We start from the raw sequence: 18285 nt of genomic DNA, 5'->3' as shown, positions 1-18285 counted from the left end.
CGATCATCGCCCGGCGAGGTGGTCGAGCGCGCGGCGCGTGTCGCGCGTGACCTGCTCCGCGATGGCGGCGGGCAGCGGCGCGCGCGGCGGACGCGTGGGGCCGCCCGTGCTCTCGCCTGCCACGTCGATCGACAGCTTGATGGCCTGCACGAACTCGGTGCGCGAGTCCCAGCGGAACACGGGCACGAGGTGCTCGTACAGCTCCTTCGCCTCGTCGATGCGGCCGCTCGTCGCCAGCCCGTACAGCTCGACGGCCTCGCGCGGGAACGCGTTCGGGTAGCCCGCGAACCAGCCGACGGCGCCCATGATGAGCGACTCGAGCAGCAGGTCGTCGGCGCCCGCGATCACGTCGAGGCCCGTGAGGTCCTGGATCTCCGTCACGCGCCGGATGTCGCCCGAGAACTCCTTGATCGCCACGACGTTCTCGAGCGCGTCCAGGCGCTGGAGGAGCTGCGGCGTGAGGTCGACCTTGGTGTCGAACGGGTTGTTGTAGGCCATGATCGGCAGGCCCACCTCGTCGACGCGCGCGTAGTGCTCGACGACCTCGTCGTCGCTCGCCCGGTAGATGGTGGGCGGCAGGAGCAGCACGCCGTCGGCGCCGTCCTCGGCCGCGATCTCGGCCCACTTCCTCGCCTGGTGCCAGCCGACGCCGTGCACGCCGGCCACGACGATCCCGCGGTCGCCGACGGTCTCGACCGCGACCTGCACGACCTTGCGGCGCTCCTCGTCGGTGAGCGAGGAGTACTCGCCGAGCGATCCGTTCGGGCCGACGCCGCGGCAGCCGTTCGACATGAGCCAGTCGCAGTGGGCGGCGTACGCGTCGTAGTCGACGGCGAGGCCGGCGGGGGCCGACGCGTCCTCGCGGAACGGCAGCGTGGTGGCGACGACGACGCCTCCGAGGTCCAGGGCGGGTGCGGTCAAGGGGTGTCCTTCCGGTCGGTGGTGCGGGGAGGTGCTGGGGTGGTCGGGGGCGCGGGTTCGCGCGGCGGGTCGGCGGCGGGCGGCGGATCCGCGACGCGGGCGGGCGGTCCGTCGACGCCGGGTGCGGCCGCGGCGAGGGACGGGGGTCCGGCGTCGCGGCGCTCGTAGGCGGCGGCGAGCTCGCCGAGGCGCACGGGCGAGGCGATGGGGCGGCGGTCGGATCCGGGGCCGGGCACGGCCGGGGCGACCGCGGCGGGCGCGGATCCGGCAGGCGCGGATCCGGCAGGCGCGGATCCGCACGCCGGCGCCTCCGCCGCGAGCAGCTGCTCGACGGTGCGCCCGCAGACGCGGCCCTGGCAGGTGCCGAGGCCGGCGCGGGTGGCGAGCTTCATGGAGCGGAGGTCGGTGGAGCGCGCGGCGCGGGCGGTCGCACGGATCCGACCCACGGGCACCTCCTCGCAGCGGCACGCGAGCGTGTCGTCGCGGAGCCAGCCGGTCCAGCCCGGGCGGATGCCGTGCGCGGCCTCGATGCGGCCGGCCACGTCGTGCGCGACGGCCCGGCGGCGGACCGCCGGGGCGACGGCGGTGTCGGACGGGGATCCGCCCGCGGCGCAGTGCCCCGCGACCTCGCCCTCCGCGAGCGCCTGGTCCACTCCCCCGATGCCGGTGATCTCCCCGGCCGCGAACACGCCAGCCGGCCCGGCGCCCTGGGACGCGTCGACCTCGACGAAGCGGTCGGCGCCGATGCGGCAGCCCGCGGCGATCGGCAGCTCGAGCCGGGGCGTGAACCCGTGGCCGACGCACACGGCGTCCACCTCGATCCGCCGCTCGGTGCCCGGGATCGGCGCCCACGAGGCGTCGAGTCGCTGCACGGTGACGGCCTCGACGCGGTCGGTGCCGTGCGCCGCGACCACCGCGCTGCCGGTGGAGTAGCCGATGCGCTCGCGCGCCAGCACGGAGACGTACCCGGCGAGCTCGGCGGCCTTGTGCGGCGCGCGGGCGAGCCCGAGCGGACTGCGCAGCCACCCGCGGGCGAGCCCGGGCACGCGTGCGGCCTCGTGGATCCCGACGACGCGCGCCCCCGCCTGCACGAGCGAGACGGCGACGGGCAGGAGGAAGGGGCCGGCGCCCGCGACGATCACGCGGTCGCCTACGCGCACGCGCTCGCCCTTCGCGAGGGCCTGCGCGGCGCCCGCGGTGAAGACGCCGGGCAGGTCCCAGCCGGGGAAGGGCAACGTGCGGTCGTGCGCGCCGGTGGCGAGCACGAGCGCGTCCGGGCGGAGGGTCAGGAGCTCGCGGCCGGATCCGTCGACCTGGCCGACGAGGACGTGCACGACGGCGGCGGGCGCGGGCACGTCTGCGGTGGCGGGCGCGTCATCGGGCGCTGTCGCGTCCGGCTCCGGCCGCTCGATCGCCCACACCTGCGCGCCGGTCACGATCTCGCAGCCGGCGTCGGCCGCGAGCCGCCCGCGGAGCGCCGTGAACGCGTCCCAGCCGTGGTGCAGGATCCGCTCGCGCGCGGCGGGCCGCGTCGCCGGCAGGTGCCGCCAGTACTGCCCGCCGAGCTCGTCGGACGCGTCGAGCAGCGTGACGCGCGCCCCGCGACCGCGGGCGGCGACCGCGGCGGCCAGCCCAGCCGGTCCCGCGCCGATCACGACGACGTGCCGCCGTTCGTCCGCGCCGCTCACGACGCCTCCCCCGCGCGCGCGTCGGGCACGGTCGCGCCCGGCCCGGTCTCGACCACGTCGCCCTCGACCGCGCGGCGCTGGCAGGCACGGACGTCCGGCAGCCCGTTCACGGTCACGGTGCAGTCGAAGCACACGCCGATCCCGCAGAAGACGCCGCGGGGCCGGCCTGCGCTCGCGGTCGTCCGCCAGGCGAGCGTGCCGGAGGCGAGCAGCGCGCCCGCGATGGTCTGGCCGCTGACGCCCTCGACGGGATCCCCGTCCACGGTGAAGCGGACGGCTGCGGCCGGCTCCGGGCGGATCGGGTCGCGCGCCGGGTCCACGCGCCGCGGCGTCATGCGCGCGCTCCGGCCGCGTCGGTCGGCAGCGCGACGCCGGGCGCGGCGGCACCGGGCATCAGCAGCCCGAGCGACGCGCGCGCGACGGAGAAGGGCTCCACGTCGAGCGGGGTCGCGACACCCGTCATCTGCGCCACGATGAGGTCCGCAGTCGCGACCGACAGGCCGATCCCCGCGCCCTCGTGGCCGCTCGCGTGCCAGAGGCCGGGCAGTCGCGGATCCGGCCCGACGACAGGCAGGTGGTCGGGCAGGTACGGGCGGAAGCCGCCGTAGGAGCGCATCGCATTCGCCTCGACGAGGAAGGGGAAGAGCCGCACGGCCTTCGCGGCGAGCTCCTCGAGCACGGCCACGCGCAGCGACGCGTCGAAGCCCACGCGCTCGCGGCTGGATCCGATGAGCACCGTGCCCGACGGCGTCGACTCCACGACGCCCGAGGTCTGCAGCGCCCCGTCGCCGGATCCGACCGCTCCCACGTAGTCGCCGTCGTAGACCTTGTGGTGGATGCGGTACGGCATGCGCGTGGTCACGAGCACGACGCCGCGGCGCGGCAGCACGGGCAGCTCGACGCCGAGGGCCCGCGCCACCCCGCCCGACCACGGTCCCGCCGCGATCAGCACGTCGTCCGCGGGGATGTCGCCCGCGCTCGTCCGCACGCCGCGGAGCGCGCCGTCGGCGTCGAGCAGCGGCCCGATGACCTCGACCCCGGTGCGCACGACCGCGCCCGCGCGCCGGGCCGACGCGGCGAGCGCCTCGGTCGCGATCGCGGGTTGCACCTGCGCGTCCTCGGGGTAGTGCACGGCCGCGGTGATCGCGGGGTTCAGCCACGGCTCGAGCTCGAGCGCCCGGCGCCGGTCGACGGGCACGGCGTCGACGCCCGCGGAGCGCTGGGTGGCGGCGAAGGCGAGGAGCGGATCCGCGCCCTCGTCGGTGGTCGTGACGACGAGCCCGCCCTTGGGCTCGTACTCGATGGAGGGCAGCGCGTCGCCCAGCTCGTCCGCGAGCTCCGCGGCCACCTCGGGCCAGCGGCGGGCGGCCAGCTGCGCGAGCTCGAGCTCGGCGCCCGGGCCCTTGTCGGAGACGAGGATGTTGCCCTCGCCCTGCGCGCTCGTGCCGGACGCGACGGCGGCGCGTTCGACGACCGTGACGCGGATCCCGGCCCGGGCGAGCGACCGGGCGCACGCGGCCCCGACGATGCCCCCGCCGACGACGACCACGTGACGCGTCATGGTGTCCCTGCTCTCACGGGTGGATGCGCCTCGGGGAGGCGGGTGGCGAACGGCGGTGACAGTAATATGTCACACATCGTCGCCGAGGGGAAGCGGGGCGGCGCCGGACGGATCAGGCGTCGTCTTCGGCCCGGGAGGCATCTGCATCCCCCGCGGGCTCGTCCTCGCCGCGCCCCGCCCACCAGCCGGAGGCATGCCGGATGTGCCGCACCATCAGCTCGTGCGCCCCGGATCCGTCGCCGGCGACCAGCGCCCGCAGCAGCTCGTGGTGCTCGGCCGCCGAGGCGTCGAGGAGGCTGCTCTCCTTCATCGACGCGAGTCCGACGAGGCGGGTGCGCGAGCGGAGGTCGGCGATGGACGCCGTGAGCACGGGGTTGCCGAGCATGCGCGTGAGGGTGAGGTGCAGCTCCTGGTCGGCCTCGAGGTACGCGCGGAGGTCGCCCTCGCGCGCGCCCTGCTCGATGCGGTCGGCGAGCGCCTCGAGGCCGGGCAGCGCGCCCTCGGGCAGGTGCCCGGCGAGCCGCTCCATGGCCGGCGCCTCGAGGAGCTGGCGCACCTGCACCAGGTGGCCGAGCTCCTCGTCGCTCACCGCGGTGACGCGGAAGCCCTTGTTGCGGACCGTCTCCACGAAGCCGCGCTTCTCGAGCTCGAGCACCGCCTCGCGGACGGGCGTGGCCGAGACGTCGAAGCGCACGGCGAGCGTGGGCACGGTGATGAGCGTGCCCGGCTCCAGCTCGCCCGAGACGATGGCCGCGGACAGGGCCTGGTGCACGTGCTCGCGCAGGCTCTCGCGCGGGGGTGCGGGACGCAGTGCGGAGAGGCTCACGCGGGTCCTCCTCTGTGTCAGGACGGGGACCGCTGCTCCCGCATCCAGGACTCCAGGCCCTGGGCGTCGATCGGCAGCGCGTCCGACAGCACGTCGGACCCCGTCTGCGTCACCACGATATCGTCTTCGATCCGCACCCCGATGCCCCGCAGCTCCGGCGGTACCATCCCGTCGTCCGGCGCGAAGTAGAGGCCGGGCTCCACGGTCAGCACCATGCCCGGCTCGACCGCGCGGTCGTAGCCCGCGACCCCGGCGCCCGAGCAGTCGTGCACGTCGAGCCCGAGGTGGTGGCCGATCCCGCACACCAGCCAGCGCCGGTGGTGCTGCCCGGCGGGCGAGAGCGCCTCGTCGACCGAGACCGGCAGGATCCCCAGGTCGTGCAGGCCCTGGGCGATGACCTCCATGGACGCGTGGTGGAAGTCGACGAGCGGCCGACCGGGCGCGACGGCCTCGAGGCCCGCGCGGTGGCTGCGCTCCACGATGTCGTGAACGAGCCGCTGCTCGGGGGTGAACGTGCCGTCGACGGGGATCGTGCGGGTGACGTCGGCCGTGTAGAGGCTGCGCGCCTCCACGCCCATGTCGAGCAGCACGAGCTCGCCGTCGCGGAGCGGGCCGTCGCAGCGCACCCAGTGCAGCGTCGTCGCGTGCCCGCCGCCGCCCACGATGGTGGCGTAGCCGGGGCCGTTGCCGACCGTCCGCGCGTGCCGATCGAACGTGCCCTGCAGCCACCGCTCCCCGCCGTGCGCGCGCGCCCGCGGGATCGCGCGCACGACCTCGGCGAAGCCCTCGACGGTGTCGTCGACCGCGCGCCGCAGCTCCTCGATCTCCCACGCGTCCTTGATCACGCGCAGCTCGCCGAGCGCCGCCACGAGCGCCGGGTCGCGGGGCACGTCGGCGAGCGAGGCCGGCACGCCGGTGACGGCGCCCGCGCGGCGGACGTCGCGGACGCCGGCGAGGTCGGGCGCGATGCGGTCGGGATCGCGCACGGGGATCCCGAGCACCCGCTGCCAGTCGGCGTGCGCGGGCGCGGGGCCGACCCAGAGCTCGCCGTGGTCGGCGTCGGAGTAGAAGCGCGGATCCCCCGGGTGCGCGGGCGCGGGCACGTGCAGCACGGCGTCGTGGCCTCCCGACACCGCGTGCATCACGAGCACCGCGCCCTCGATCTGCACGCCCGTGAGCCACACGAAGTCGCTGTCGGCGCGGAACGCGTATCGGCAGTCGTCGTTGCGCGTCGGCGCGTACCCGCTCACCACCGCGAGGGTGACGCCGGGCATAGCGTCGCTCAACCGGGCGCGGTGCGCGGCGGCCGCCTCGACGGCACCGGGCACGGTGGTCGGCGTGCGGTCCGGGGTGATCCAGCCGCCCGCCATGAGGTCCTGGAAGGCGGGCAGCTCCGCGAGGCGCGGCGGGCGGCGCTCCTCGGGAGCGAAGGGGACGCGCGGCGCGCCGGGGTCAGTGGCGGGCGTCGTGGCGGGCGTCGTGGCGGGCGTCGTGTCGTGGGTCGTGTCGGTCATCGGGGCAGGCCTCCTCCATCGCGGGCGATCGTGTCCATCAGCCGCCCGAGCACGCCGGGCGCTCCGAGGCCGTCGTGCTCGTGCTCGTTCGTGATCCACGCGCGGGCGTTCCCCACGCGCGCGACCGTGTCCTGCTGCAGGCCCGCGTCCACGTACATGTCGTCGTGGTAGATCGCGGCGGCGAGCGGCACCTCGTTGGCAGCGAGGCGGGCCGGGTCGTAGAGCTCCGGCCAGTCGTCGCGGCGGGCCATCTCCTCCACCGCGCCGCGGAACGGGCGCAGCAGGCGGATCTCCTCGAACATCCAGGGGTACATCATCTCGCCGGTGAGCAGCAGCGGCCGGGCGGTCGGCGCGAACGCCGGGTGCCTGCCGCGCTCCCGCTCGGCGGCCCACGCGGTGGCCGGCCGGGTGCCGGACGCGTAGATGCTCTCCTGCATCGCCGCGAACAGCGGGTTCGCCGCGTAGGAGGTGAGGCGCATCGCCTCGGCGAGCAGCACGTCGGTGGGCTCGCCGCGGTCGTCGAGGGCCTCGTCGAGCAGCGCGTGGATCCGCTCGCGCCCCGGCGCCATGCCGAGGTCGATGCCGATCGTCTGCAGGCGCTTCACGGTGAGGACGTCGCCGTCGGGCAGGGTCACGTCGCCGACCTGGAGCCGGTCCGCGAGGCGGGACAGGATCGCCACGTCGCCCGGGTAGCGCGCGTGGTAGCCGGCGTTCTTCCGGACCGTGCGCGGGTAGGTCCGGCGGTAGACCTCCTCGGCGTCGGGGTCGAGGGAGGCGAGGCCGCCCGTCACGTAGCAGGCCGACAGCGCCTCCGGCGCGAGCGACAGGTAAGTGAGGGTGAGGAACCCGCCGTAGCTCTGGCCGAGAGTCGACCAGCGGCGCCCGCCCTCGAGGTGCTGCCGCAGCGCCTCGGCGTCCTGCACGATCGCGTCGGCGCGGAACAGCGCGAGGTACCGGGCCGCGGCGGCGTGGTCGTCGCCGAACCGGATCATCGTGCGCGCCGTCACGGGCGTGCTCCGCCCGGTGCCGCGCTGGTCGAGGAGAACGACGCGGTGCGTGCGGAGGGCGTGGCCGATCCACCCGCCGTCGTCGAGCACGCGCGGCGACTTCCCGCCCGGGCCGCCCTGGAGGTAGAGGAGCGCGGGCAGGTCGTCGCCGCGGCGGTCGGGCGCGACGAGCTCGCGGGCGAACACCGTGATCGTCGCGGTGGGCTCGCCGGCGCGCGCCGCGGCCCAGTCGAGTGGGACCTCGATCTCGTGGTCGGTGACGTGGACGCCGGGGACGGTCGCGGATCCGACGATCACGCGGCCGACCCGCCGGCCGTCTCGATCGCCGTGGTGTCGAGGCCGGCGGCGGCGCGCGCGACCTGGCGCTTGCGATCCCACTCCGGGTCGATCCGCGGCACGGCGTCGAGCAGCGAGCGCGTGTACGGGTGCTGTGGCCGCTCGAACACGTCGTCGCGCGTCCCCTCCTCCACGACCTTCCCCGAGCTCATCACGGCGACGCGGTCGGAGAGCTGCCGCACGACCGCGAGGTCGTGCGCGATGAAGACGTAGCTGAGCCCGCGCTCGCGCTGGAGGTCGCGGAGCAGGGCGATGACGCGCGCCTGCACCGTCACGTCGAGCGCGGAGACCGCCTCGTCGCACACGATGAGGCCCGGGCTCACGGCGAGCGCCCGGGCGATCCCGATGCGCTGGCACTGCCCACCCGAGAACTGCGCGGGGTAGCGCTGCGCGTGATCCGGGTTCAACCCCACGCGGTCGAGCAGGTCGCGCACGAGCTGCCCGTGGCCGCCGGGCGTCGTGATGCCCTGGTACCGCAGGGGCGCGCTGATGATCTGCTCCACCGTGTGCCGCGGGTTGAGCGACGACGCCGGATCCTGGAACACCACCTGCACCTGCCGCCGGAACTCGCGGAGCGCGGCGCCCTTCGCGTGCGTCATGTCCTCGCCCTTGAGCGCGAACGTGCCGGAGGTCGGGTCGAGCAGGTGCGCGATGATCCGCGCGGTCGTCGACTTGCCGGATCCGGACTCCCCCACGATGGAGAGCGTCTGCCCGGTCGGCACGTCGAGGCTCACGCCGTCGACCGCGAGGAAGCGGCGCACCGGCGGCCGGAGCCCGCGACCGCCGCGCGTCACGTACTCCTTGGTGAGGTCGCGCGCGGAGAGGAACGGCTCGGGCGTCGCCGCGGCGGGCGCGGTCGGGGCGGATGCGGGCGCGGAGGCGTCGTGGGGGCTCATGAGGCGGATCCCGTCGTCTGGCGGTCGTAGGCGGCGTCGATGCGGGGGATCGCCTCGAGCAGGGCGTGCGTGTACGGATCCTCCGGCGCGGTGAACACGCGCTCGGTGGTGCCGCTCTCGACGCGGTGCCCACCCTGCATGACGAGCACCTCGTCGGCGAGGGAGGACACGACGGCGAGGTCGTGGGTGATGACGAGCATCCCCATCCCCGTCTCCGCGCGGATGGAGCGCATGAGGTCGAGGATCTGCGCCTGCACCGTCACGTCGAGCGCGGTGGTCGGCTCGTCGGCGATGAGCAGCTCGGGCTCGAGGCACAGCGCCATCGCGATCATGATGCGCTGCCGCATGCCGCCCGAGAACTGGTGCGGGTAGTGGTCGACGCGGGTCGCGGCCTCCTTGATCCCGACCCGGTCGAGCGCCGCGACCACGGTGGACCGCACGGCCTTCCGGGATCCGGAGCGATGCGACCGGTAGGCCTCCTCGATCTGCAGCCCCACCGTGTAGTAGGGGTTGAGCGAGGAGAGCGGATCCTGGAAGACCATCGCCATGCGATCGCCGCGCATGGCCCGCAGCTCCTTGTCGCTCCGGCCGACGAGCTCCTCGCCCGCCAGCTTGATGGACCCGGTGACCTTCCCGCCGCGCGGCACGAGGCCCATCACGGCGAGCGAGGTCATCGACTTCCCGGAGCCCGACTCCCCCACGATGCCGAGGGTGCTGTCCGGCTCCACCCGGAAGGAGAGGTCCTTCACCACCTCCACCGGCCCCCGGGAGGTGGGGAACGCGATGGTGAGGTGGTCGACCTCGAGGAGCGGCGTCCCGGGGACGGCGCGGGCGGGCGGGCGGTGCGGTGCGGTGGCGGTCACGAGGTGATCCTCACTCGGGGGTCGAGCACGGTGTAGAGCACGTCGACGACCACGTTCCCGACGACCACGAAGGTGGCGGCGAGGAGCGTGACGCCCATGATGACGGGCTGGTCGTTCTTGGCGATGGAGTCGGCGGCGAGCTTGCCGACGCCGTTGAGGCCGAAGACGCTCTCGGTGATCACGGCTCCGCCGAGCAGCCCGGCGAAGTCCATGCCGAACAGCGTCACGACGGGCGTGAGCGACGGGCGGAGGGCGTGGCGGCGGATCACGAGCGCCGCCGACAGGCCCTTGGCGCGCGCGGTCCGCAGGTAGTCCTCCTGCAGCGTGTCGATCACGTTCGCCCTCACGATGCGCGCGTAGATCGCCGCGTAGCCGAGCGCGAGCACCAGCCACGGCATGAGGTAGGACTCGAACCACAGGACGGGGTCGTCGGAGAACGCGACGGACTGCGGGAACGGCAGGATCTGCAGCTGCACCACGAGCACGTACTGCAGGAGCAGCGCCGCGAAGGTGATCGGGACGCTGATCCCGGTGAGCGCCGCCGCCATCGCGGTCCGGTCCCACACGCTGCCCTGCCGGATGGCGCTGACGAGGCCGCCGGCGACGCCGAACACGACCCAGAGGACGGCCGCGCCGACCGCGATCGTGACGCTCACGGGGAGGCGGGACAGCATCAGGTCGAGCACGGGCTGCTGCGTCTGGAAGCTGAAGCCCAGGCAGGGCGCGGAGCACTGGATCGCGGTCGGGCCGTCCCCGTAGGTGCGACCGGTGAAGATGCCCGTGATGAAGTCGCCGTACTGCGCCCAGAACGGCCGGTCGAGGCCGAGGAGCTGGCGGATGGAGTCGATCTTGTCCGGCGTGCAGGTCTTGCCGCAGATGGTGACGGCGGGGTCCGGCTGGAGCAGGAAGAAGATCATGTAGGTGAACAGGCTGATGAGCGCGAGCACGATCAGCGCGGCTCCGGCACGGCGGACGAGGTAGCCGATCATGCCGCCTCCCCCTGCTCGAGCGCGGTGCGGAGGTGGTCGCCGAAGACCGTGAACGCCAGCACCGTGAGGAAGAGGAACGAACCCGGCACGACGAAGTACGCGGGATCCACCGTGTACCAGGTCACCGAGTCGGCGATCATCTGGCCCCACGACGGCGTCGGCGGCAGCACGCCCACGCCGAGGAACGACAGGCTCGCCTCGGTGCCGATGTAGCTCGGCACCGCGAGCGTGGCCAGCACGATGACCGTGCCGCGCAGGTTGGGCAGCACCTCCCGGAAGATCACGCCCATGGAGGAGGCGCCGGATGCCCGGGCGGCCTCCACGAAGTCGCGCGTGCGGATCGTCATGGTCTGGCCGCGCACGATGCGCGCCGTGTACGGCCAGCCGAAGACGCTGAGCACCAGGACGAGCAGCGCCGGGCGGTTGCCCGCGGGCAGGGCCGACAGGATCGCGATCATGAAGATCAGCGCCGGGAAGGCCATGAGGAAGTCCATGACCCGGGACACGACCTGGTCGACGATTCCGCCGAAGTAGCCGGCGACCATGCCCGCGACCACGCCGATCGCCGTGGTGACGACCGTGGCGGAGACCGCGATGAGCAGGGACACCCGGGCGCCGTACGCGATGCGGGCGAACAGGTCACGGCCGTTCTGCGGCTCGACGCCGAACCAGTGCGAGGCGCTGACACCGCCGAACGGGCCGATGGGCAGGCCGCCGAGGACGGGATCCACGGCGTCGGCGTCGAAGGTCGTGGGGCCCCAGCCGGTGATCCCGGACAGGAGCGGCGCGAAGATCGCGAGCACCAGGACGATCACCACGAACGCGGTGCTGAGGATCACGGACGGCTTCGACCGGAGGGCCGCGACCACGCGCTTCGTCGGCGTGACGGCCGGCGGCCGTCCCGTCGGGTAGGCGGGGGCCGAGTCGGGCGCCGAGGCGCCCTGCAGGGTGGCGGTCACCGCCTACTTCCCCGTGTGGAGGCCGATGGTGGCGTAGTCGATCCCGCCCGCGTAGAGGGGGCTCGAGTACGCGTTCCGCACGTTCTCCCCCACGACGAGCACCGACTGCGCGAACAGCAGCGGCACGGTCGGCGCCAGCTGCTGGATCTGCTCGTCCAGGTCGCCCCACGCGGTCTTCGCGGCGTCGAGGTCGGTCATCGCGGAGACCTCGTCGATCTTCGCGTTGACGGCCGGGTCGTTGAGCTGCGCGATGTTGTTGTTGCCCTTCTCGCTGATCTGGCGTCCGTCGAACAGGGTCGGCAGGACGGTGCTGGCCGACAGCCAGTCCGGGCACCAGCCCGTGACGGCGGCGTCGTGCTGCTGCGACGTCGTGCCGATGGTCTCGTAGTAGGTCGAGGTGTCGATGATGTTCAGCTCGAGCGTGATGCCGACCTTCGCGAGCGACTGCTGCAGCGCCTCGGCCTGCTTCTGGGACGCCGGCAGGTTGCGCACGTCCAGCGTCATCGTGAAGCCGTCGGCGAGGCCCGCCTCGGCGAGGAGGGACTTCGCCTTGTCGACGTCGCCCGCGCTGTCGGTGCTCGGGTAGAGGTCGAAGTCCTTGTGGCCCGGGATCGACGGGGTGAGCATCGTGGAGGCCGGCTCGGCGACGGACGGCCCGCCGGCGACGTCGGCGAGCGACTTCTTGTCGATCGCGTAGGAGATCGCCTGCCGGACCCGGACGTCGTCGAGGTGCGGCTTGGTCGTGTTCAGTCCGAGGTACGTGGTGCACGCCTGGTCGCCGCTCACCGTCCGCGCCTTGATCTGCGGGGTCTGGATGCGGGAGACGCTCGCGGCCGTGATCGTGTACGCGATCGCGTTCTTGTCATCGCCCTGGCCGGCGAGCATGCGCTCGTCGATGGTCGCCGGGTCGAGGCCGACCGTGAACTGCCACTTGTCGGGCTTGGCGGTGCGCACGTCGTCGGTCGTCTGGTCCCACTCGGGGTTGCGCTCGAGGGTGAGGGAGGACCCTGCCGTGCGCGCGGTGACCCGGTACGGACCGGAGGCGATGGGCTGCTGGTCCATGCTCGTGACCGTCACCCTGTCCTTGTCGACCGGGAACGGGGTGAAGGTGCTCTGGGCCGCGACGCTCGCGAACTCCGGCACGGAGCGGTTGAGGTGGAAGACGATGGTCTTCTCGTCCGGCGTCTCGATGGAGGACAGGTCGCCCGACTCGTACGGGCCCTTGTAGGTGTCGCCGCCGGCGAGGTACAGGCGCGTGTACGGCGTGCCGATCGCGAGCGCGGGGTCGAAGGAGCGCTCGACGCCGAACTTGACGGACTCGCTCGTGATGGGAGAGCCGTCCTCGAACTTGAGTCCGTCCTTGAGCGTGAAGGTCCAGACCGTCGCGTCCGCGTTCGGCGTGCCGGTGTCGGTCGCGAGGTCGGGCGCGATGGTCGCGCCGTCCTTGCCGGACGCGGTCGTGAGCGTGCGGTAGATGAGCCGGTAGAGGTCCGCGACGCCGGTGTCGTAGCCCATCGTCGGATCCAGATGCGAGAAGTCGGTGCTGGCGAGGACCTGCATGGTGCCGCCGGTGTCGGCGGGGCCGGTGACGCCGCCTGCCGCGGCGCCGCCTCCGGCGCCGGCGCAGGACGTGAGGGCGAGGCTGGCGGCGAGGGCCAGCCCGACTGCGGTGATTCGTCTGTTCATCGGACTCTCGTTTCGTGGATGGCGGCCGGGGCGCACCGGGTGGGGAATGACGGACGGGGTCGTGCGATGGAAGGGAAGAGGAGGAAGAGGAGGTGCGCGCGACCGCCCCGGATCGGGTGGATCCCGGGAGCAGCGCGCGGGCGGGAGCGTCAGCCGGTGTCGGCGGCGCGGATCCAGACCCGCATGGCGGCGGGCGACCGGTTGCCCCAGAGGGCGTACGGCACGAGCACGGCGTCGACGGGGTCGGCCGACGCGGCGGGTGCGGTGGTGCCGGGGACGACCTCGGGGTAGAGCTCGTCCGGAGCGGGCAGCGCGCGGCGGAGCCGCACGGCGAGCGCGACGCCCGACGCGGGATCGGCGGCGACCGACGTCGGGCCCCACGGCGCGGCGAGCGGGAGCGGCACGGTCCGTGCCTGCGCCAGTTCGCGCGGGTCGAGGAGCAGGTCGTCGACGGGTGCGCCGGCGTCCTCCTGCTCGATGGCGAACACGATCGGTCCGCGCGCCACCGCGAGGGTCCCGCGGGTGGCGTCGAGGTGCGGGTGGGATCCGAGGGCGCGCACCGGCATGTCCAGGTCGACCACGAGCGCGTCGCCGGCGACCCAGGCGCGGGTGGCGCGGATCCAGCGGTCGCCGGCCGCCGCGTCCACCTCGGCGGTGGATCCGTCGACCCCGTGGATGACCGCGGTCGCGGAGCGGCACCAGCCGGGGCGGCGGATGACGATGCCGCTCTCCGCGCCGGATGCGCGCAGCACCTCCACGCGCACGGCGCCGTCCCACGGGTAGTCGGTCGTCACGCGCACGTCGATCGCGTCGGTGCGGATCACGCAGGCAGCCGGGTGGGCAATCACGAGGTCGTCGCCGTCCTGGACGGCGACGTGGTCCTGCAGCTCGCTCATCCAGCGGACGATGTTCGGCGGGCAGCACGGGCAGGTGAACCACGGGCGGCGCATCAGCTCGCCCTCGGTCTCGGCGCCGGACTGCGCGTGGTGGTCGGGCCGGCGCTGGAGCGGGTTGTCGTAGAAGAAGCCCGTGCCGTCGGCGGAGAGCCCCACGGCGTAGGCGTTGAAGAGCACGGTCTCGTGCGTGTCGAGGAAGCGGGGCTCGCCGGTCGCGAGGAAGAGGCGCCAGGCCCACTGCATCACGGCGATGGCCGCGCAGGTCTCGCTGTAGGAGCGCTCGCTCGGCAGCTCGTACGCGTCGCCGATGGCCTCGTCCGAGTGGCGGCTGCCGAGCCCGCCCGTCACGTAGAGGCGGGTGCGCACGGCGTCGTCGAACAGGCGGACGGATGCGGCGAGCAGATCCGCGTCGCCCGTCTCCGTCGCCACGTCCGTGGCGCCCGCGGCGAGGTACGCCATGCGGACGGCGTGGCCCGTGACGGCGGGCATCTCGCGGAAGAGGTGCGCGTCCTGGAAGTACTCGGCCGGGAAGATCCGCGTCGCCACCGTGCCGTGCCCGCGCCGGTCGACGAACGCGGAGGCGAGGTCGAGGTAGGAGCGCTCCCCCGTCTCGCGGTGCAGCTCGACGAGCGCCATCTCGACCTCGGGATGGCCACAGACCTCGGCGCGAGCGCCCGGGCCGAACTCGCGGACAGCGGCGTCGGCGAAGCGGCGGGCCACGGCGAGGAGGCGCCCGTCGCCGCCCTGGCGGGAGTCGGCGACCGCGGCCTGGATCAGGTGGCCGAGGTTGTAGAGCTCGTGGCCCCACGCGAGGTCGGACCAGGGCTCGCGGTCGGATCCGGGCCGCTGCACGAAGGAGCCGATGTAGCCGTCCGCCGCCTGCACCCGCTCGAGCACGTCCGTCGCCTCGTCCACGAAGGCCCGCATCTCCGCTGTCGCGGTGCCCCGGCCGACCTCGTAGGCGACGCCCTCGAGGGTCTTGTAGACGTCGGTGTCGAGGAACGGGTACCGCGGGACGGGCCGCTCGCCCGGCCCGTCGACCGCCGCGCGGAGGTCGTCGAGGTTGCCGGCCGCGGCCATGGAGGCGATGGCGTGGGGGATGGTGCGGGCCCGGTTGCGCTCCTGCCATGCGGCGAGCAGGCCGCCCTCGAGGGTGACGGCGTCAGTGCCCAGCGGGCGCCGGGATCCGGTGCTGGGGAGGACGGCGGCGCGGCGTGCGCCCGCGCGGATAGCATCCGCATCTGCTCCGGTCACTGCCATGGCGCTCCCTCGTCCGGCCTCGGGCAGCCGGTGGTAGGTGACATATTACAAATACGCCATGCGGTGTTGGCAATCCCGATGAAGCGTTTGCGGCCTCCCGTTACACGCTGTTTACATGCGGCCCCGATGGCGCGGCCGTCGTCGGGCGCATCCGCTACCACGCCCCGGCCGCTCCCCACAGCCCGCGGAGGGCGCGCGGCCGGACCAGTACGATCGTGGGCAACGGCGACAGCTCTTCGGGTGAGCTGTCCCGCCAGCGCCGGGCCGGTCTTCGGGTAAAAGTCGGCCGTGTGCGCGGCTCGGTCCCGCAGCCCTCGAGGCTCGGGACCGGGTCCCTCTCCCCCGCCGCCGCTCCGGCCGGACGGCGTCCCGGGTCGCGGACGCCCTGCTCGGAGGGCGCTCTATCCGGCCGCTGCGGATCCGGCGACGACCGCGAGCAGCCCCTCGCCGTACGTGTCGAGCTTCTTCTGCCCGACGCCCGTGATGCCGGCGAGCTGCCCCAGATCCTGCGGCCGCACGGTCGCGACCTCGCGCAGGGTGACGTCGGCGAACACGACGTAGGCGGGCACACCCTGCTCCTTCGCCTGCTCCGAGCGCCAGGCCCGGAGCGCCTCGAACAGGCCCTGCGCCTCCTCGGGGAGGTCGACCACCTGGCCGCCCTTCGCCCGGGTGGTGCGGGTGCCGCGTCCGCGCACGATGCGCTCGGGCTCCTGGCGCATGGGCACCTGCCGGGAACCGCTGAGCACGTCGCCGCTGCCCGCGGTGATGACGAGGGTGCCGTAGCCGTCGTCGCTCACGCCGAGGAGGCCCTGGGCGAGGAGCTGGCGGACGACGCCGCGCCACTGCACGTCGGTGAGCTCGCCGCCGATGCCGAACGTGGCCAGCTGGTCGTGGCCCTGCTGGCGGACGCGGTCGGTCTCGTTGCCGAGCAGGATGTCGATGAGGTGCGCCGCGCCGAAGCGCTGGTTCCGTTCGCGCTGCAGCCGGACGATCGTGGACAGCAGCTTCTGCGACGGCACCGTGGCATCCCACGTCTCGACGGGCTCGAGGCACGTGTCGCAGTTGCCGCAGGGACCGGTCTCCTCGCCGAAGTAGCGGAGGAGCTGCACGCGGCGGCAGCCGACGGTCTCGCACAGCGCGAGCATCGCGTCGAGGTGCTGCGAGAGCCGACGTCGGTGCTGCGCGTCGCCCTCGGACTGGTCGATCATGCGGCGCTGCTGCACGACGTCCTGCAGGCCGTACGCGAGCCATGCGGTGGAGGGCAGGCCGTCGCGGCCCGCGCGGCCCGTCTCCTGGTAGTAGCCCTCGATGGACTTCGGCAGGTCGATGTGGGCGACGAAGCGCACGTCGGGCTTGTCGATGCCCATGCCGAACGCGATGGTGGCGCACATCACGATGCCGTCCTCGCGGAGGAAGCGCGCCTGGTTGCGCTGGCGGACGGCGGCGTCGAGGCCCGCGTGGTACGGCAGCGCGGTGATGCCCTGCTTGTTCAGCGCCTCGGCCGTCTGCTCGACGGTCTTGCGGCTCAGGCAGTAGACGATGCCGGCGTCGCCCGCGTGCTCGTTCTTGATGAGGTCGACAAGCTGCTTGCGCGGCTCGGCCTTGGGCACGATGCGGTAGCGGATGTTCGGCCGGTCGAATGAGGAGACGAAGTGGCGCGCGTCCTGCAGGCCGAGGCGCGCCGTGATGTCGGCGTGCGTGGCCTCGTTGGCCGTCGCGGTGAGGGCGATGCGCGGCACCTCCGGCCAGCGCTCCTGCAGCATCGACAGCGCGAGGTAGTCCTTGCGGAAGTCGTGGCCCCACTGGGAGACGCAGTGCGCCTCGTCGATGGCGAACAGCGCGATGCGCGCCTCGTCGAGGAGCCGGCCCATCCGGTCGAGGATGAGGCGCTCGGGCGCGAGGTAGAGCAGGTCGAGGTCGCCGTCGAGCAGGGCGCGCTCCACCTCGCGGCTGGTCTCGAGGTCCTGCGTGGAGTTGAGGAACGCGGCCCGGACGCCGACGGCGCGCAGGGCGTCGACCTGGTCCTGCATGAGCGCGATGAGCGGCGAGATGACGACGCCCGTGCCCTCGCGCACGAGGCTCGGGATCTGGTAGCAGAGCGACTTGCCGCCACCCGTGGGCATGAGCACCAGCGCGTCGCCGCCGCCGATGACGTGCTCCACGATCTCCTGCTGGTCGCCGCGGAAGGCGTCGTACCCGAAGACCGTGCCGAGGCGCTCGAGGGCGGGGGCCAGGGCGGTGCCGGACGCGGCGGATCCGGCGGGTGCGGGAGGGGTGGAGGTCATCGGGGCAATCGTATCCGGGGCGTGCTCGGCGGACGGCGGCGGTGCGGGTCGTGGGGACGCGGACGGCCCCTCCCGGATGGGGAGGGGCCGCCGGCGCGGATCAGGCGCCGGTCAGATCGCGGTCGGGTCGGCGCTCGCGCCCGGCGTGGCCTGCGCGGCCTCGGCGGCGGCCTGCTCCTTGAGGGCGGCGACGTCGACGGCGCGCACCTCCTCGATGAGCGACTCGAGCGCCGGGGCGGGCAGCGCGCCCGCCTGGCTGAATATGAGCGTCTGGTCCTTGAAGATCATCAGCGTCGGGATGGCGGAGATGTTCGCCTGCTGCGCGAGGAACTGCTGCGCCTCGGTGTCGACCTTGCCGTGGACGATGTCGGCGTGCTTCTCGCTCGACTTGTCGAACACGGGTGCGAACTGCTTGCAGGGGCCGCACCAGTCGGCCCAGAAGTCGACGACGACGATGCCGTTGGAGTCGACGATGCTCTCGAAGTTCTCGGCGGTCAGCTCGGTGGTGGCCATGGTGCGTCCTCTTCTCGTGCTCGGTTCGTGCGGTCTCGGGGTGCAACCGGGCGCACGGCCCGCGCATTCCGCGTGCGGTGGGCGG

At 73.8% G+C, this 18285-nt stretch carries 15 protein-coding genes and 1 pseudogene; all 16 read right to left on the bottom strand.

Annotation, left to right across the window (positions count from 1 at the left end; genetic code table 11):
- Nucleotides 1-3 precede the first annotated feature (3 nt).
- The 16 genes and pseudogenes from FGD68_RS06095 to trxA all read right to left on the bottom strand — a co-directional run bounded on the left by FGD68_RS06095 (nt 4) and on the right by trxA (nt 18200).
- Nucleotides 4-921 carry a dihydrodipicolinate synthase family protein gene (locus tag FGD68_RS06095; RefSeq protein WP_104236882.1) on the bottom strand — a complete coding sequence of 306 codons (918 nt, stop codon included), beginning with the start codon at nt 919-921 and terminating at the stop codon, nt 4-6.
- On the bottom strand, nt 918-2609 hold the full coding sequence (locus FGD68_RS06090) for an NAD(P)/FAD-dependent oxidoreductase (protein WP_237609906.1): 1692 nt from the start codon (nt 2607-2609) through the stop codon (nt 918-920). Before FGD68_RS06090 ends, FGD68_RS06095 begins: the two co-directional genes overlap by 4 nt.
- Nucleotides 2606-2944 carry a (2Fe-2S)-binding protein gene (locus FGD68_RS06085; RefSeq protein WP_012037493.1) on the bottom strand — a complete coding sequence of 113 codons (339 nt, stop codon included), beginning with the start codon at nt 2942-2944 and terminating at the stop codon, nt 2606-2608. Before FGD68_RS06085 ends, FGD68_RS06090 begins: the two co-directional genes overlap by 4 nt.
- Entirely contained in the window at nt 2941-4170 is a 1230-nt protein-coding gene (locus FGD68_RS06080) for an NAD(P)/FAD-dependent oxidoreductase (RefSeq protein ID WP_237609905.1), read from the bottom strand. Before FGD68_RS06080 ends, FGD68_RS06085 begins: the two co-directional genes overlap by 4 nt.
- A gap of 112 nt (nt 4171-4282) precedes the next feature.
- Nucleotides 4283-4996 carry a GntR family transcriptional regulator gene (locus FGD68_RS06075; protein ID WP_104236879.1) on the bottom strand — a complete coding sequence of 238 codons (714 nt, stop codon included), beginning with the start codon at nt 4994-4996 and terminating at the stop codon, nt 4283-4285.
- Between the two features lie 17 nt (nt 4997-5013).
- A complete protein-coding gene (locus FGD68_RS06070) occupies nt 5014-6510 on the bottom strand; it encodes an aminopeptidase P family protein (RefSeq protein ID WP_237609904.1) in 1497 nt (498 codons plus the stop codon).
- Entirely contained in the window at nt 6507-7814 is a 1308-nt protein-coding gene (locus tag FGD68_RS06065; protein ID WP_119372738.1) for an alpha/beta fold hydrolase, read from the bottom strand. The genes FGD68_RS06070 and FGD68_RS06065 overlap by 4 nt, the downstream gene beginning before the upstream one ends.
- The gene (locus FGD68_RS06060; RefSeq protein WP_104236876.1) at nt 7811-8749 is read right to left on the bottom strand and encodes an ATP-binding cassette domain-containing protein; all 939 of its coding nucleotides are present in this window, start codon (nt 8747-8749) and stop codon (nt 7811-7813) included. The genes FGD68_RS06065 and FGD68_RS06060 overlap by 4 nt, the downstream gene beginning before the upstream one ends.
- Entirely contained in the window at nt 8746-8889 is a 144-nt protein-coding gene (locus FGD68_RS15630; protein ID WP_449508591.1) for an ABC transporter ATP-binding protein, read from the bottom strand. The genes FGD68_RS06060 and FGD68_RS15630 overlap by 4 nt, the downstream gene beginning before the upstream one ends.
- 123 nt (nt 8890-9012) lie before the next feature.
- Nucleotides 9013-9498 (bottom strand): annotated as a pseudogene (locus tag FGD68_RS15625) (ATP-binding cassette domain-containing protein); the annotation flags it as partial.
- Between the two features lie 110 nt (nt 9499-9608).
- The gene (locus FGD68_RS06050) at nt 9609-10601 is read right to left on the bottom strand and encodes an ABC transporter permease (protein ID WP_119372736.1); all 993 of its coding nucleotides are present in this window, start codon (nt 10599-10601) and stop codon (nt 9609-9611) included.
- Nucleotides 10598-11560 (bottom strand): ABC transporter permease, encoded by a 963-nt coding sequence (locus tag FGD68_RS06045; RefSeq protein WP_104236873.1) that lies wholly within the window; start codon nt 11558-11560, stop codon nt 10598-10600. Before FGD68_RS06045 ends, FGD68_RS06050 begins: the two co-directional genes overlap by 4 nt.
- Nucleotides 11561-11563: 3 nt before the next feature.
- On the bottom strand, nt 11564-13246 hold the full coding sequence (locus tag FGD68_RS06040; protein ID WP_104236872.1) for an ABC transporter substrate-binding protein: 1683 nt from the start codon (nt 13244-13246) through the stop codon (nt 11564-11566).
- 149 nt (nt 13247-13395) lie between these two features.
- On the bottom strand, nt 13396-15402 hold the full coding sequence (locus tag FGD68_RS06035; protein ID WP_119372735.1) for a glycoside hydrolase family 127 protein: 2007 nt from the start codon (nt 15400-15402) through the stop codon (nt 13396-13398).
- A 401-nt stretch (nt 15403-15803) separates the two neighbouring features.
- Nucleotides 15804-17687: a DNA helicase RecQ gene (gene recQ / locus FGD68_RS06030; protein ID WP_119372734.1), complete on the bottom strand. Its 1884-nt coding sequence runs from the start codon at nt 17685-17687 to the stop codon at nt 15804-15806.
- A 111-nt stretch (nt 17688-17798) separates the two neighbouring features.
- A complete protein-coding gene (trxA, locus tag FGD68_RS06025) occupies nt 17799-18200 on the bottom strand; it encodes a thioredoxin (RefSeq protein WP_012037481.1) in 402 nt (133 codons plus the stop codon).
- Nucleotides 18201-18285 lie beyond the last annotated feature (85 nt).

Origin of the sequence: Clavibacter californiensis (assembly GCF_021952865.1) — a bacterium.
GTDB lineage: Bacteria > Actinomycetota > Actinomycetes > Actinomycetales > Microbacteriaceae > Clavibacter > Clavibacter californiensis.
Note: the sequence above shows the minus strand (reverse complement) of the source record. Positions and strands in the feature narration are given on the sequence as shown.